The sequence below is a fragment of the Polynucleobacter sp. IMCC 29146 genome (assembly GCF_021395195.1).
GTDB lineage: Bacteria > Pseudomonadota > Gammaproteobacteria > Burkholderiales > Burkholderiaceae > Polynucleobacter.
This window is the reverse complement of the sequence record NZ_JAJVCR010000002.1, coordinates 352,026-367,706: the sequence shown is the minus strand read 5'-3', so window position 1 is coordinate 367,706 and position 15,681 is coordinate 352,026. Positions and strand designations below refer to the sequence as shown.

At 43.9% G+C, this 15,681-nt stretch carries 11 protein-coding genes, 1 other RNA gene and 1 pseudogene; 8 read left to right on the top strand and 5 right to left on the bottom strand.

What is annotated here, in order from left to right; all coding sequences use genetic code 11:
- Positions 1 to 155: 155 nt before the first annotated feature.
- Positions 156 to 1,241, top strand: coding sequence for a type ISP restriction/modification enzyme (locus tag LZT22_RS03830; protein WP_255700894.1), 1,086 nt, complete (start codon positions 156 to 158; stop codon positions 1,239 to 1,241).
- 165 nt (positions 1,242 to 1,406) lie between these two features.
- Here the strand turns inward: LZT22_RS03830 and LZT22_RS03825 are convergent, their stop codons facing one another.
- Together LZT22_RS03825 and LZT22_RS03820 are read right to left on the bottom strand one after the other, a co-directional pair.
- Positions 1,407 to 2,819, bottom strand: coding sequence for an HNH endonuclease (locus tag LZT22_RS03825; protein WP_233923718.1), 1,413 nt, complete (start codon positions 2,817 to 2,819; stop codon positions 1,407 to 1,409).
- Positions 2,816 to 3,193, bottom strand: a complete 378-nt coding sequence (locus tag LZT22_RS03820; protein WP_233923717.1) for an HIT family protein — start codon at positions 3,191 to 3,193, stop codon at positions 2,816 to 2,818. The genes LZT22_RS03825 and LZT22_RS03820 overlap by 4 nt, the downstream gene beginning before the upstream one ends.
- Before the next feature lie 224 nt (positions 3,194 to 3,417).
- Between LZT22_RS03820 and LZT22_RS03815 the strand changes: the two genes are divergently transcribed.
- Positions 3,418 to 4,911 carry a DUF2779 domain-containing protein gene (locus LZT22_RS03815; protein WP_233923716.1) on the top strand — a complete coding sequence of 498 codons (1,494 nt, stop codon included), beginning with the start codon at positions 3,418 to 3,420 and terminating at the stop codon, positions 4,909 to 4,911.
- 49 nt (positions 4,912 to 4,960) lie between these two features.
- On the opposite strand, the pseudogene LZT22_RS12755 reads toward LZT22_RS03815, so the two are convergent.
- The 3 genes and pseudogenes from LZT22_RS12755 to ffs all read right to left on the bottom strand — a co-directional run.
- Positions 4,961 to 5,085: pseudogene (locus LZT22_RS12755) on the bottom strand (IS256 family transposase); the annotation flags it as partial.
- Between the two features lie 445 nt (positions 5,086 to 5,530).
- Positions 5,531 to 6,724: an outer membrane beta-barrel protein gene (locus LZT22_RS03810; protein WP_233923715.1), complete on the bottom strand. Its 1,194-nt coding sequence runs from the start codon at positions 6,722 to 6,724 to the stop codon at positions 5,531 to 5,533.
- 79 nt (positions 6,725 to 6,803) lie between these two features.
- An RNA gene (gene ffs, locus LZT22_RS03805) (signal recognition particle sRNA small type) lies at positions 6,804 to 6,901 on the bottom strand.
- A 71-nt stretch (positions 6,902 to 6,972) separates the two neighbouring features.
- Here ffs and LZT22_RS03800 point away from each other — a divergent pair.
- The 6 genes from LZT22_RS03800 (at position 6,973) to LZT22_RS03775 (ending at position 15,666) form a co-directional block, all read left to right on the top strand.
- Entirely contained in the window at positions 6,973 to 10,128 is a 3,156-nt protein-coding gene (locus LZT22_RS03800; protein ID WP_233923714.1) for a CHAT domain-containing protein, read from the top strand.
- A 24-nt stretch (positions 10,129 to 10,152) separates the two neighbouring features.
- On the top strand, positions 10,153 to 11,739 hold the full coding sequence (gene dnaX, locus LZT22_RS03795; RefSeq protein ID WP_233923713.1) for a DNA polymerase III subunit gamma/tau: 1,587 nt from the start codon (positions 10,153 to 10,155) through the stop codon (positions 11,737 to 11,739).
- A gap of 72 nt (positions 11,740 to 11,811) precedes the next feature.
- Positions 11,812 to 12,135 (top strand): YbaB/EbfC family nucleoid-associated protein, encoded by a 324-nt coding sequence (locus tag LZT22_RS03790; protein ID WP_233923712.1) that lies wholly within the window; start codon positions 11,812 to 11,814, stop codon positions 12,133 to 12,135.
- On the top strand, positions 12,135 to 12,782 hold the full coding sequence (gene recR, locus LZT22_RS03785; RefSeq protein WP_233923711.1) for a recombination mediator RecR: 648 nt from the start codon (positions 12,135 to 12,137) through the stop codon (positions 12,780 to 12,782). The genes LZT22_RS03790 and recR overlap by 1 nt, the downstream gene beginning before the upstream one ends.
- A gap of 145 nt (positions 12,783 to 12,927) precedes the next feature.
- Complete coding sequence (locus LZT22_RS03780; RefSeq protein ID WP_233923710.1) at positions 12,928 to 14,394, top strand: TolC family protein; 1,467 nt, start codon at positions 12,928 to 12,930, stop codon at positions 14,392 to 14,394.
- A 9-nt stretch (positions 14,395 to 14,403) separates the two neighbouring features.
- Positions 14,404 to 15,666 carry an efflux RND transporter periplasmic adaptor subunit gene (locus LZT22_RS03775; protein ID WP_233923709.1) on the top strand — a complete coding sequence of 421 codons (1,263 nt, stop codon included), beginning with the start codon at positions 14,404 to 14,406 and terminating at the stop codon, positions 15,664 to 15,666.
- Positions 15,667 to 15,681: the final 15 nt, after the last annotated feature.

Sequence of the window (15,681 nt, the reverse complement as noted above, 5' to 3'; positions counted from 1 at the left end):
GACGCAATAAGGTGACGATTTGCTCGGGTTTAAGACGTTGGCCTTTTGCCATATTTAGCACTCCTTTAGGGTGAAGATTATCAAAAATCCTCTCTTTTGGAGTGGTACTAAAAATCAGGTCAGTTCATGAGCTTGGATTTGCGCTTGATAAAATAATGCCTATTAACTCAAGCGGGATGGTTACGGCACGCGATGGAATAACGATCTGGATAGATAAAAAGAGTTTTGAATCCTTTCTTAAAAAATTTATTCAACTAAGTGCTGATGATGTAAGAAGTGAATATAAGCTTGGCGACGATACAAAAGACTGGAGTATTGAAAGAGCTCAAGCTGATGTTAAATCAAATCAATTAGCCTCATGTATTGCTCGAGTTGAGTATCGTCCATTTGACTACCGATGGACTTTTTATACTGGACAAGCAAGAGGTTTCATATGTAACCCAAGGCGACCAGTTTTACAACATATCCGTGCTTTAAAAAATATTGCATTGGTGGTTAATCGCCAGGTTAATAATGAATTTCGACATGCACTTGTAAGTAGATCTCTTATTGATACATGTACTCTCTCTAGTGCTACTCGGGAAACTGCGTATATTTTTCCTCTTGAGCTCTCCGTTGAAGGGGGGCTACCTTTACTGGATTTAATAAAGCATTTTAATTTTTCAGAGGATTTCTTAAAGACATTTAAGGAAGCTATACCCAATATAAACCCCTCAGAGGAATTTTCTGAAAAAATATTTGCATATATTTATTCAATTCTTTACAGCGATTCATATCGATTAAGATATGCCGAGTTTTTGAGAATTGATTTTCCTAGGATTCCTATACCTAAGGACATGAAGTTATTTTTAAATCTATCGGCTCTTGGAGAGAGGTTGATACAACTCCACCTTTTAGATGAGTACCAAATAGTAGACTCTCAAATTTCATATTCAGGTAATGAAAATATTCAGATTGAAAAAGGAGCTTTTACCCTTGATACGATATGGGTAGATAACGCCCAGACATCTGGTTTTATGGGCGTAAGTGAAAAAATATGGAATTATCACATTGGTGGTTATCAAGTTTGTCAGAAATGGCTTAAAGATAGAAAAGGATGTCTCCTTTCAAAAGAAGATATTCGGCATTATCAAAAAATAATTATTTCTTTGGCTAAAACCATCGAAACAGTAGAGCAAATTGATGATGTTATAAACGAGCATGGCGGTTGGCCTAATGCCTTCTTATTAAAAGAAATATAGCTATGCCAGTTTAGTTAAAATTATAAATTTTTAAAACTAGTTATAGTATTTTTAGGGATATTTGGTGGGCGTATTCGAAGATTTAGAATTCAACCCTTTAACTCCGTCCTAAAGAATAAGATCAATTTTCTCTTGGTACGGTAACTCCATGTGACCATCATACTCCTATTGCAGCATAACTATATCCCTATGATATTCGAGGAATTGTTGCTGTTCTTCTCTAAAACTTCCTACATTGATATTTTTTTCAATTCTCCACTGATCAATCACTGCAGCATCTAAGTGTGTTGAAAGAATTAGATCGCCATTCTCTTTGAAGGAAATAAACCCCTTATCAAATAAATGATCAATATGGGGGGCAAGCAATAAACCATTAAAGCCGCTCAATTTTTCAATGTCATCAGATTTAGACCAGGGTTTTATATGGCTAGCGATTAGGTGCTTGGGGTTGGTTACTTTTGTAACTCTGCAAGCATTCTCAATCAGGCGTACATTTGCTTTAAATATGCCTTGACCCCTGCGTGAGCTAATGATTTGGGTTATTTGTGTAGCCCCAATATCGGTTCTCATTTTAATTTCACTAACTTCCGCAATCTCGTCATTGGGAGCGGCAAAGTCTAAATTTTGGGATAAGTCTTCCACAATTGAAGCACCCACACCCTTAGATAGAGCAATAAGAATGTCAGCCATTTGTTTTGAGATCTTCGCTAAATAGATCTGATTTCCGCCTCCATCAGGGCGAATAGGCGATAAAACTTCGGGTAGCGTAGGATTTAAAAGACCCATATATTCTTTGGGCTTAAATTGAGCCAATCCCAGCTCTTGGAATGCTACGTCAACCAGCCAACCATCATCTGACCAATTAGCGCCTGCATTGCCAAAGTCGGGTTTAACGCTAGATTGAGCTGGGCTTGTTACAACGCCAATTGCCTTGATATAGGTATCTGCAAATGAAAAGACAATGTCACCTATTTTCATATCCTCCATAAAATCATAGGAAGGAACTCTTCCGCCTCTAGAGCTTGTCTTGGGTGACCACATAAAGTTTCCGGGAACTTCATGCTTATAAGTTTGATTTTGGCTAACCCACCAATATTGACGATCTAGTAGTTGAATGCTTGGCGCAGCCTCAGAAAGTAGTGGCGTGCGCGATGGCTCTGATATGAATTGATCTACAACCGTCTTAGCTACTTTTGATATTAAGTCTGGGTTGTGGTGTAAGGCGTTGAATATTTCATCTTTAAGTGATGCTGAGACATTAAATTCAATCAGTTGATTGGGGGTTGGGGTATTGCTTTGTGCGAATAATGACGCCGGAGCATTAATTTCTACAATGCCGTCATTCTTCAAGCGCCAGAATGGTTCATTCCGGGTATTGGAAGCGTTGTTAGAGCCATACTTCTCAAGCCATTTCTTGAGATCAGGATCAAGCTCTGCAAATGTGAAGCTATTACCATGACCATTCAGAATTCTCTCCAGCACGAGCAAAATGAGGATTGGTTTGTGTGGCGCATAACCATTACCTAGTCTCGCGCAATTTATTGAGTTAAAGAGTTTTAGGATTTCAGAGCTAGTCATTCCCAATACTTCGCTTTCTCAGGAATAATCCATCTTACCCCGCCTCTAGCATCCTCTTGATCGCCTTTATATCTTGGAATGAGATGCATATGTAAATGGGGAACTGTTTGACCAGCTGCAGGGCCATCGTTAATTCCGATGTTATAGCCATTTGCGCTAAATTCTTTTTCTAGAACTTTTTGAGCTTTTGTGAGGAGCTCCATCAGGCTAAGCTGCTCTTCTTTACTAATTTCAAACCAAGAGCCAATATGTCTTTTGGGGATGACTAAGGTATGCCCGGGGGAGACTGGGAAGCCATCTCGAATCGTCACCCCAAATTCATTAGAGTCAATGATTCGTTCTTGGGCTAAGGTGCAAAAGGGGCAATTATTCATATCCTAGACAGTTTATTAGTATTTTTATATCTATTATTAGTTTATTTGAAGATTTACTAGGACTTGGGTATGACGACTTAAACCTCTTTTTTTATGACATATTGATTTACCTACCTAAGGAATGTATATGTTAGCTGGCACTGTAGAGTCTGCCTTTTTAAGAAAGAAAGTTGCGCAAGGCAGAAATACTGATTCTCAGGAATCATAGTTGGTATGCTGTAGTAATGTATATGCTGACTAAAAGCAAAATCATCACAGGCTTGCAATGCCATAAGAAGTTATGGTTTGATGTAAACGAGCCCATTAAGGGCGATTCACATTTGTTTCATTTGGGTAATCGCCTAGGTGATTTTGCGAGAACTTATTACGCTATAGCTGACCAAACTATTAGTCTTGATGGGCAATACTCGCCAGAACTCATTTTGCAGAAAACGCAAGAGGCCATGAATGATCCATCAGTTCAAGTCATTTATGAAGCAGCTTTTTTAGATATGCAAACCTTAGTACGCGTTGATATCCTAAAGCGCCTAGGTAATGCCTGGGAAGTAATTGAAATCAAAGCATCAACTGAGCTTAAGGCTTTGCATATTGATGATGTCAGTATTCAGGTGGCGGTATTGCGGGCTAACAGTATTCAGGTTAACAAAGTCAAGATTGGCCATATTAATAAAGAATTCATATACGAGGGTAATGAGCAATATGTTGAGTTGATTACTGAAGTGGATGTGACTGCAGCGGTTAATAGCAAGGCAAATGAAGTTGGGCAATGGATAGCCGAATTACTTCCCGTTGCTATTAAAGGCGCTCCAATGCCAAAGATTGAAATGGGAGCCTGGTGCAATGCGCCTTATGTATGCCTTTATCAAGAGCGGTGTTTAACGGCTTATCCCCCTAAAGCTGAGCATCCGATAGAAATTTTGCCCAAGGTAGGTAAAAAAATGGCGCTGGAGTGGAATGCCAAAGGTGTTTTTGATATTCGTGAATTACCGGTTGAGGCATTAACTAGTCCCATTCATCAAGCAATTCAAAAAGCCCATCAAACTTTGCAGCCTTGGTTTGATTCCGAGACCATTGCGCAAATTAAATCAATGCCCTGGCCGCGTTACTTTATGGATTTTGAAACAGTCCAGCAAGGGGTGCCATTAATTGTGGGTACTAAACCCTATCAAGCTATTCCCTTTCAGTGGTCAATACACCGCTGGGATAGGGTAGCTCAGGTGCTGAGTATTGCCGATGGGAAAAGTTTTCTGGAATTTATTAGTCCCACCATGTTTAGAGACTTTGCTCAAAAGCTCATTGGCGAGTTAGGTAGTGTGGGACCTATTTTTGTGCATCACAAACCCACCGAACGCGGGGTTCTTAAATATTTAATGGAGCGTGAGGATTGTGCGGATCTTGCGCCACAAATTGGGGCAATTATCGATCGTTTAATCGATAGTTTAGAGCTTGTACGTAAGGGCTTTTATACGCATCAAATGGGGCAAAGCACGGGTAATTCATATTCAATTAAAACCCTAGTAGAAGTAATACCCACAACGGTGAACTACGAGGAGGGTAATGTCGGCTCAGGAATGGACGCGCAAATTGCGTGGTTTGTCTGTACCGATCCCAAGTCTACTCAATCCGAAAAAGATGAGTGGTCTAAATCTGTCTTGAACTACTGCGCTAAAGATACCTTAGCTGTAGCTGATCTAATTAGGTATTTTGAAATGCAGTAATAAAGCTTTACAAAGCCAGTTAAAAAAGTGAAGGTGCCCCGTAGAATGATCCCCGGTTTTTGAGTTCGGTAACCACTTGTAGCCGGTCATCGCAATGCCAGTCGCTAGGTAGATCGCTTTGGCTTTGACATGGATACAGCCTAGATAAATGATGGGGTAAAGCGGGTCTAAAGGCGGCGCGACCATGAAACCATGTCGAAAGAATTGCTGTACTCGGCTAGTAAGCCGAGAACCGCGTAGCGAGCCTAGACGATAACGTAATGTTTTGTACTGCCATCGAGGCTTTAGAGCCCGCTTTTTTAAGAAAGAAAGTAGCGCAAGGCAGAAATACTGATTCTCAGTAATTTCCTACAAGAAAATACGATTTTTCTGCTATGTAATGGTTAATGCAGGCTTTACGCTTACATCTTTAACCCAGCTTGACTTAATAAAGAAAATCTCATGCTTGCAATTGACTACACCCATAAACGTGTTCGCTTATTTCGCATTGAACTAAATTACTACATTTTGATTGGTATCTGCCTAGCCGTCGTCATCTGGCGTTTACTGGTGTTGCTGACATATATTTAACGTGGTAAATAGCCCTACTAAGGCTAGCGACTTGGGGTGTAGTGCTTAATTAATACAAAATCCCCACTTCAACCATAGCCCTTACTTGAGAGGTATTAGTGCCATTTGCGCCAAAGCTTGCACCAGCGGCGGCATTTATGGCCTTTACGAGCGATGCTTCAAGGCGCATGAAGTATTGCTCAAACTGATAGGTGGGGGTGATGGTGAAGGTCCAGGCTGAGCTATTGGGGCCGTAAAGCAGTATTGGCGCCCCAGCTACATTGCCGCCGTTAGTAGATAAATACTCCACGCGCACTGGCAAACTTATATTCTTTAATTTAGCTGCGCCCATTTCAGTAGGGCGCATTTTATAGTTCACCAATATCGCGCCACCCCGAGTGGTATACGAAACAGGTATACCAATCGAAGGGTTGGCGGGTATCAATGAGTACTGTAAATAAGGTACAACTTGCCAATGATCAGAGCTAAATTTATAAACGACATTAGCAATTTGCGAATTGTTTTCTAATAAAGGCGTATTAAAAGTATTCGTATTATTGGGGCTGAAAGAGCCGACATAGCTAATGCCAAGATAATGATTTAGATTAGGTCGATAGCTAGCTGAGGCACCCAGCCAATTATATTTTCCTGAATACGCGCCATCATTAAGCGTAAAAGCCAAATCGATCTTATCTTGGGTGTGATTGACTTGAATACCGCGGGTAATGACATTCGTTTGGGCCCATAAGATGCCACGGGCAATATTTAAGTTTTGGTAGGTGAAGCCAGACTCATAACCCCCCATGGCCTGCAGCTTACCTATCATTGCCGACCAATTGCTATTGGGAACATAAGCGGCATAAACCTGTGGAACGTAGCCATAAGTATCGGCAGTATAAAAATTCGCTCTTTTGTATGCTGTGCCCAGCGTAGGAAAGCTATACGAACCTGCCTTAAAATAAAACTGAGCCACCCCAGTATTTTTTTGCAAAATTAATTGTGCATTCGAGAGATCGGCAGTGGTGCTTGGATAGCCTGGGGATGTATTAGTTTGGCTGACGCCAATAGCACTTACTGCGGCTGAGGCGATCCATTCACCATATTGACCTAAATCAATTGCCAGCCCCTTGCCGCTAAATTCAAGCGAGTTATCCATATTAATACCCAATTGAATAGTATCGGTTGGCGTAGCGGATATAAAGGACTGCAGAGTCGCTGTTTGGCATAAGCCACTATTAGCAATAAGCCCTAGTGCTGCTGCCAAAATGTTGCAGCAAATTGATGGATATTTTTTAGAGGACAAGCTTTGCTTTAGAAGATGTTTGAATTGAAGCGTAAGCGAAGGGGACGAGCCCAACCCCCGGCACTGGCAGTACTTGGGTTTGGCTGCTTCGTTCCCGACCTGACCAGGTTACCAAGCCACCATGCGAGGAGGCCCGTCCACCCACATTTTAGCCTTGTTCGAATACCTATGGCAGTATTGGTATTGGGTCACACCCAGGGGGGCAAATAATGAATATGAGTTTAGTCAGAATTGCGTTAATGTCGATGATGGTCGGCCTTAGTGGAATTGGTTTCTGCTTAGCTCAAGTTAACCCTCCTGCGGGTTCAGAAGGCGATATAGAACTAGAAAACGTAAAAGCCCCACCTAGAAATATTCAGGATATTTTGCAAGTACTTGATACTAGTAAGCAAGACTTCGCTGCTCAAGATGAAGCAAAAAAAATTCTGGCATCTCCTAAACCAGAATCAAATGATCCCAAAATATTAAATAATTTTTACTATAAACAAGCTAAGGCATTTGAAAGATTTGGCAACTATAGAGCTGCCGTTGCTATTTATGAAAAAATAATCACTGAATATCCTCTCACTGGAGGAGCTGGCGCTGACGAGCTTACTTATTATTCATTGGCTGAAATGAGAAATGGCAATCCTCTTAAAGCAATTGACTTAATGCAGCGAGCATATGCAATAAATTTTTCGATCGGCAATCAAAGGGGTTTTATACCCAATAATCGCATTTTAATTCAATATTTTCTTACTATTGGCAACTTAGAAGCTGCAAAAAAGACTATGGGCTTGCTTGAAACCCAGTTAGAACAACTATTAGCTAATCCTAAAGTACGTTTTGTTGACAAAGTGCGCTTAGAGGGTCAGGTTGAGACTGTTAGGGGGTCAATTTTTCTTAGAGAGGGGCGACCAATTGATGCGGAAAGGAGATTCCGTAAGGCCATTAAATTAACACTGGATACTATAGCTAATTATGAGGGTGTCACTAACGAGCTTAACTCCGCCGAACGAAATGCTGAAAGTGCTAGAGTAATCGATGCCAAAAGCAGACTAGCTGAACTTCAGAATTACCTAGCAATGGCATTTTTAAATCAACATAAATTTGTTGATGCTGAAATAATGGCTAGAGAGAGTATTAACACAGTCATAAGCTCCTTTGGAGTGGTAGCTCCTGAAATTACTTCAGGTTTAACCACGTTAGCAAATATTCTTTTGGCTCAGGGGAGGGCTGATGAGGCTCGCATTTTAGCCCTTGAGTCTTTAAGAATATTAACTTTAGGTAATTCTGATGACTTGTCGACTCGGATGATAAGGCAGAAAAATTTTCTCGGCCAAGTTCTTGCCGCTGAGGGCAAATATGCTGAAGCAGATAAAGTTTATTCAAATTTATTAAGCAATTTACAGAGAGACCCTGAATTATTGATTAAGTTTCAACCAAGAAATTTAAGCTGGGTACTAGCCATGCTTAAAACCAATAAAGTAGCCCAAGCCACCCAAATGACCGATGGGCTTCTCAAGCAGGCAGTAGGCCGCATGGATAAAAACTCTCCTAGTCTAGCCATGACCCGCGCTTTTCATGCCTCAGCATTACAAGCTGATGGTAAAAGTAGTTCCGCAGCTACCGAATTTAAACAAGCAATCCCCATTTTAGTGAATCAAGCCCAAAATGATGCCGAGAACTCAACCGGTAGCTTTACTCAGACCCAGCGCCTTAATTTTGTGTTGAGTAATTACTTGGCACTCCTTGCCCAAAGCGCTAAAGCAAGCCCCTCTCAAGCTGGTGATGCTGCTGCCGAAGCTTTCCAAATCGCTGATGTGGCACGCGGTAGTGGGGTACAACGCGCCTTAACCGAGAGTGCCGCGCGCGCTTCGATTAAAGACCCCCAACTAGCTACTTTAGCGCGTCAAGAGCAAGATTTACAGCGGCGGATTAATACCTTATCTGATTTGTTAACAGGCCTCTTATCTGCCCCCGCTAATCAACAACTCCCTGGCGTACAAGCTAAACTTAAAACCGATATTGATACCTTTAAAGCCCAGCGTGACCCGATTAAAAAAGAGATTGAGAAGAAGTTTCCTGAGTACGCCGAGTTAGTTGATCCTAAGCCGGCGACGGTTGAGCGTACGCAGAAGTTACTTAAGCCCGATGAAGTGCTAGTCTCCTGGTACTTTGCTGATACGGTAGGTTATGTCTGGGCGATTAGTAAAGATGCTCCGGTACAGTTTGTGCAATTGCCTATTGGTAGAGCACAAATCGCAAAAGAAGTGGCGCAACTGCGTAAAGCCTTAGATCCTGGGGTCTCTTCGGTTGAAGAGATTCCGCCTTTTGATGTGGTGCTCGCCAATCAACTCTATCAACAGATACTCGCTCCCGTAGAGTCGGCTCTGAAGGGTAAAAAGGTCTTGATTGTGGTACCCCACGCCGAACTAGGCCAATTGCCTTTATCGGTCTTAGTTACTAAAGCCACGACCCAACCCACTAAAGCAGGAACTCCCTTTGCAGGATACAAGACTGTGCCTTTTTTAACCAAAGACATTGCCATTGCCCAGATTCCCTCAGTTACTGCACTCACGGCCCTAAGAAGTCTGCCTGAGGGCGATCCCAACCGCAAGAGCTTTGTCGGTTTTGGTGACCCGTACTTTAGCGCTACCCAAGAAAAACAAGCTGATAAAGGCAAAGGGACTCAGTTAGCTACTAGAGGCATTCCCTTGGCTTTGCGCAGCGCTCCTAAAACTGCGGGAGTCAGTTCTGCTGAACTAGCTCTACTGCCAAGACTACCGGATACAAGTCTTGAGATTGAAGATATTGCCAAAGTGGTAGGAGCAGGGCCAGACGATATCTTTTTACATAAACAGGCTAGTGTGAAGCAAGTGATGTCAATGGACCTGTCTAACCGTAAGGTGGTGATGTTCTCGACCCACGGTTTAGTTCCGGGAGAGCTTAATGGCTTAACCCAACCAGCGCTCGCTTTATCGTCACCCGATGTCACGGGAGATAAGGATGATGGCTTACTGACCATGGATAAAGTTATTGGTTTAAAACTGAATGCAGATTGGGTGGTACTCTCGGCTTGTAATACGGCCGCTGGCGAAGGCGCTGCCTCAGAAGCAGTCTCTGGTCTTGGTAGAGCCTTCTTCTTCGCCGGAACCAAAGCACTCTTAGTCTCAAACTGGCCAGTAGACTCCGTCGCTTCAAGGCAACTCATGACTGACCTTTTTAAGCGTCAACAAGACAATAAGACCTTAGCCAAACCCGAAGCCCTAAGACAAGCAATGCTCGCGCAAATCGATCAGGGAGGAGTGAAAGAGGGCAGTACGGTGAAATACAGTTATGCCCACCCACTCTTTTGGGCACCATTTATGGTGGTGGGGGATTGATTCAAGCCTTGTTAGAATCTAGGGATGACCGCATTAGCATTAGCCCGTTCGTGGCGCCCTAAAACCTTCACCCAATTGGTAGGGCAAGACCACGTGGTCAAAGCCTTGACACATGCTCTAGATCAGGGGCGCCTGCACCACGCTTGGTTATTTACGGGTACACGCGGTGTGGGAAAAACCACCATTGCCCGTATTTTGGCCAAAGCCTTAAATTGCACTGGCGCTGATGGTAAAGGTCAGATGACTTCAGAGCCCTGTGGTAAGTGCCCCGCCTGCGTTGAAATTGATGAAGGCCGTTTTGTCGATTACATTGAAATGGACGCCGCTAGTAATCGCGGGGTCGATGATATGGCTGCTTTGCTTGAAAAAGCCGCCTATGCACCAAGTAGCGCACGCTTTAAGGTCTACATGATTGACGAGGTACATATGTTAAGTACCCAAGCGTTTAATTCGATGTTGAAAATGCTCGAAGAGCCGCCTCCCCATGTGAAGTTTATTTTGGCAACGACCGATCCGCAAAAAATTCCAGTAACGATTTTGTCGCGTTGCCTACAATTTAATTTAAAGCAAATGCCGGTTGCGCTGATCATCGAGCATCTGGAAAAAGTATTAGCCGCTGAAAAAGTGAGCTATGAGCCTGTAGCCTTACGGGTACTTGCCAAGGCTGCGCAGGGCTCGATGCGCGATGCGCTTTCACTGACTGATCAAGCCATTGCGTATGCTGCTGGCGCTGTAAACGAAACTGCAGTTCGCGGCATGTTGGGTACCCTAGATGATGCTTATCTCATTAGCATGTTAGATGCCCTGGCAACACATGATGGGGCGAGCTTATTGGCTATTGCGGAGGAAATGGGCGTGCGTAGCATGTCGTTTTCCTTAGCTTTGCAGGATTTATCGAGCCTCATTCAAAAAATTGCCGCTGCACAAGTTGTACCCGAATCGGTATTAGATGATTGGCCCGAGGCAGGTGAAATTCGGCGCTTGGTGTCGGTATTCACCCGTGAAGAAATTCAATTGTTTTATCAGATTGCGATTACCAGTAGGGCTGATATTTCCTTGGCACCTGATGAGCAGACTGGCTTTGCTATGGCCTTGTTGCGGATGCTGGCGTTTCGTCCAGCGGGATCAGGCGATTTATCGCCAAAGGCACCACCCGCCAGTAAGCCGGTAGCCTCATCGGCACCCCTCGCTGCGCCTTCACCAGTTGCAAGCAAAGCGTTACCGCCAGCGGGGCGTCCCAATTGGCACGATTTAATGCGTCAGTTACCGCTGCGTGGTTTAGTGCAGCAAATGGCTTTTCAAACTGATTTACAAGATTGGACTGACTCAGCTCAGGGAATTAAAATCACTGCGCTAAGCAGCTTGCCCCAATTAGCCACGGATGATTGTGTGGAGCGCCTGCGCGAAGTGCTTGCTGCCCATTTTGGCAAACCTGTACGACTTCAAGTAGTTGGGGGTGCGGTTGTTCAGTCGGTGGCTAAAATTGATGCGCAAGTTCATCAAGAACGCCGTTTAAATGCCGAAGAGCAAATTGCTACAGACCCCTTGATTAAAGAGCTCGAAAAGCAATTCGGCGCGAAGGTTGTAAGTGGATCAGTACGGCCGCTGTAACTGCAGTTGCTGTGATTGAATGGATTGGCAAATACGTAATACGGAATTGAGTAAAAAGATGAGGGACGCAAAATGATGAAGGGTCAATTGGCAGGCTTGATGAAGCAAGCTCAGCAAATGCAAGAAAATATGAAGCGTGCGCAAGAAGAGTTAAGTGCGCTTGAAATTACAGCGCAAGCTGCGAGTGGCTTAGTAAAAATTACCATTACGGGTAAATATGAAACCAAGCGCGTGCAAATTGATGCTGGCGCGATGGAAGACCGCGAAATGCTCGAAGACTTAATTGTGACAGCTTATGCCGATGCCTTTAAGCAAGCCGAGGCAGCAAATTCAAAGCTGATGTCGGGTGCGACAGCAGGTATGCCGATGCCACCTGGATTTAAGCTTCCGTTTTAATGACGCGAAATTCAACGAAGCCGAACGGTAAGTACGATTTGCCGCAAGATGCTTTACAGCGCTTAATTGATGCCTTAAGAGTGCTGCCTGGGGTAGGACCTAAGTCGGCACAACGCATGGCTTTTTATTTATTACAACACGATCGTACAGGTGCGGCGTTGTTGGCTCAAGCGCTTGGTGAGGCGGTGGAGAAAGTAGGGCATTGCAAACGCTGTAATACTTTTTCGGAAACTGAAATATGTGTTACCTGTAGTGATTTGCGGCGTGATCCCAGTTTGTTATGCATTGTCGAAACCCCTGCCGACCAAGTGATGGTCGAGCAGACCCTGAGTTTTAAGGGCAATTATTTTGTTTTGATGGGGCGTATTTCTCCACTAGATGGTATGGGGCCAAGCGAAATTCACTTTGATCGCTTACTTGCTCGCATTGAGAATCCCGATACTGAAGTGCCAGTGCGAGAGGTTGTTTTAGCAACCAATTTCACTAGCGAAGGCGAGGCCACCGCCCACTATATTGGCGAGGTTTTAAAACTCAAAGGCATTAAAGTAACCCGAATCGCCCGTGGTATACCGGTGGGCGGGGAGCTAGAGTATGTCGATGCAGGCACCTTGGCACGAGCCATGCTCGATCGTCGAACCTTGGGTTAAGCTATTTTTTGCTTATAAATCATAGGGATAGTACATCGAATTTTTACTAAAAATAGGGCTTTGTCACCTATAATTCGGGGGGTAAACCCGAATTTAATAATATATCTCGATTGAATTGAACTTATTTAACCAACCCTGCGGTCACTTGTTGAAGCAATTACCTCGGCGCACCCTGAGCGTGGTCTACTTTACTTTGTTGACGCTCGGCTATGGCTACGGTGCATTTGCTCAATCTGTACCGGCAACGGTGACGGTAGAGCCTACCAATAAGTTTGATGCTTTTAATCGTGCCGCCCCGAGCAATAAAGTTGAGTCATTTTTACCGCCACCAGAACTGAATTCTACCGAGCTACCCTTACCTAAAATTCTCAATCAATCGGTGAACAATGCGCGTAGCAGTTGGGATTTGCGGCAGCTCTGGAATGAGTTAAGAGCGAATAACCCGCAATTGATTGCCGCCCGTGAAGCCTATTTTGCTGCCAAGGCGACCGTGCCGCAAATTAATGCGCCTGCCAACCCCACAGTTGGGCTAGTCGTTTCTGGTATGCCTGGGTCAGGCTCGCCACTCGCCTTTGGTACTGCGGGAACTAGCCCACAAAGTCAGAATGCGTTTTCTTTCCAGCAGCCTTTTCAGTTTCCAGGTAAGCGCAGTTTGGCTGCCGATATTGCCGATACCTCTGCCGAGGCCTTACAAGCGCGCAATGAAAATCTTTATTTACAGTATGGCGCACAATTAGCTAGTCTTTACTACAGTACGCTCGCCTCGCAACGACAATTAAAAGTGCTGAGTGAAACTGTAGTGCGTACTGAGCTGATTAAAAATATTGCGAAAGCACGTTATGCGAATTACTCTGCTGCTTATGTGGAGTTCTTGAATGCGCAAGTTTCACAAAGCGCTGCTGAATCGGATCGCTTTACTTTAGAGCGACAACTCGCAGTTGCTTATAAAAATATTAATGTATTAATCGGGCGTGATCCCCGTGAAAAATTAGTATTGCGTGGCGATCCAGGTGCAGCAGTGCGCAAGGTACCCACTCTGGTCGAGTTAGAAAGCTATGCTGAATCGAGCCATCCCTTGTTGAAAAGCTCGCTGTTGCAAGTCGATGCCGCTAAAAAAGGCGTTACTTACGCAAAGAAAGCGTATTTGCCCGATTTTCAGATTATTGGCACGAACTTTATGAACCGTAGCCCATTTGCGGCGAATAATAGTGCTTCGTATTACCAAATTGAGTTCGATATTGTCATTCCCTTGTACTTCTTTATGAAGGAGCGGTACGGAGTAGAGCAGGCAGTACGAAACCAAGCGGCCATTGAGGCCAGTAATACCTCAATGCACCAAGAGATTATTTTGGGCGTGGGGAGTTCTTATGCTTCTTATGAGCAAATTAAAAAATTGTATGAATTTCTACGTGACCGTCAGCTGCCGGTGGCCGAAGCCGCATATAAGGTTTCACTGATACAGTATGCTAATAATGGTCAAGGGTTTAACGATTTAATGACTGCACAAATTCAATTACGCTCGATTGAAATACAACTAGCGCTTGCAGAAAGTAATTTAATGCAAGCTCAGGCTACTTTATTTGCTGCGGCAGGTAAAGACCCAATTGAATAGGTATTACGAATGTTAAAAAAACTGACCATCTATCTTGAAAAAATTCTTGCTCTGATCAAGCCACTTAGCGCGAGCGTAATGAGTCGTCTGCGTGCTTTCAAAGACCAAGTTTTTGCCATGTATTGGGATTTAACGCCTGATAATCGCCAGCGGGTGCGTTTAGTGGCCTTTGCTTTTGCTATTTTGGCCTTAGGCTTTTTGGTCGGACGCATTACCAATGTGAATCGAGTAGTGGGGCTTGAAAAAGCAGAGAAAGTGGAGCTGAAGGTTGAAAAAAGTGGCGCAATTGAAATCAAACTTCCCGATCTCAAGTTAAATCCAGCTATCTATCAATTCCAAGTTGTACAAAAGGCTCAAGTATCGGAAGACATTAAGGTGCCTGGACGGCTAGCATTTAATGCCGAGAAATCGAAAGTGCTTTCTGCCCGCATACCTGGTAGGGTTGAGCGAATTTATGCCTTTGAGGGCGCACTCGTGCAAGCAGGTTCGCCTATTGTTGAGCTTTATAGCCCTGAGTTTCTTTCGGCTCAGCAAGAGTTTTTATTGGCGACCAAAACAACTCAAGTATTAAGTGGCAAGCAATCCTTAAGTGATGTTCTGGGTGATGCCCAAATTACGGTTCAAGCTGCTAGTAATCGCTTGCGCAATTTAGGCGCCTCTGATCAAGATATTCAGAATTTAGAGAAAACCGAAAAAGGTCAGCCGAATTTAATTATGCGTTCACCTTTGCAGGGAGTAGTGGTAAAGCGCAATGTCGATCCAGGGGCCTTTGTGAATTCAGGCGATGTTATTGCAACCTTGGCCGACCCTAAGCAGCTCTGGTTTTTAGGGAATGTATTTGAGCAAGATATGCGTCTAATTAGCCGCGGGCAAAAATTAGTTCTTCGTACCGAGGCTTACCCCGATAAAGAATTTATTGCTTATGCAAACTATATAGCGCCCACGATTGACCCAGTCACGCGCGCGCTTTTAATTCGTTGCGATGTAGATAACTCGGCGGGCTTGCTGCGACCAGACATGTATGTTTCAGCGAAACTAACTACGGGCATGGCTGAGGCTTATGTGTTACCCCAAACTGCCATTATTCGGGTGCGTGAAAGTAAGTATGTGATTATGCGTATCGCTAGCGATACCTATAGACGGGTACCCGTGAACGGCTATGACATCGATAGTAAAACGTATGCAGTTACCGAGGGTTTAATGCCTAATGCTAATGTATTAACCGATGGTGCTGTGCTGCTGAACGATCGTTTTGCTAGGCAAGAGGACTAAGTGAGCCTGTTTTCT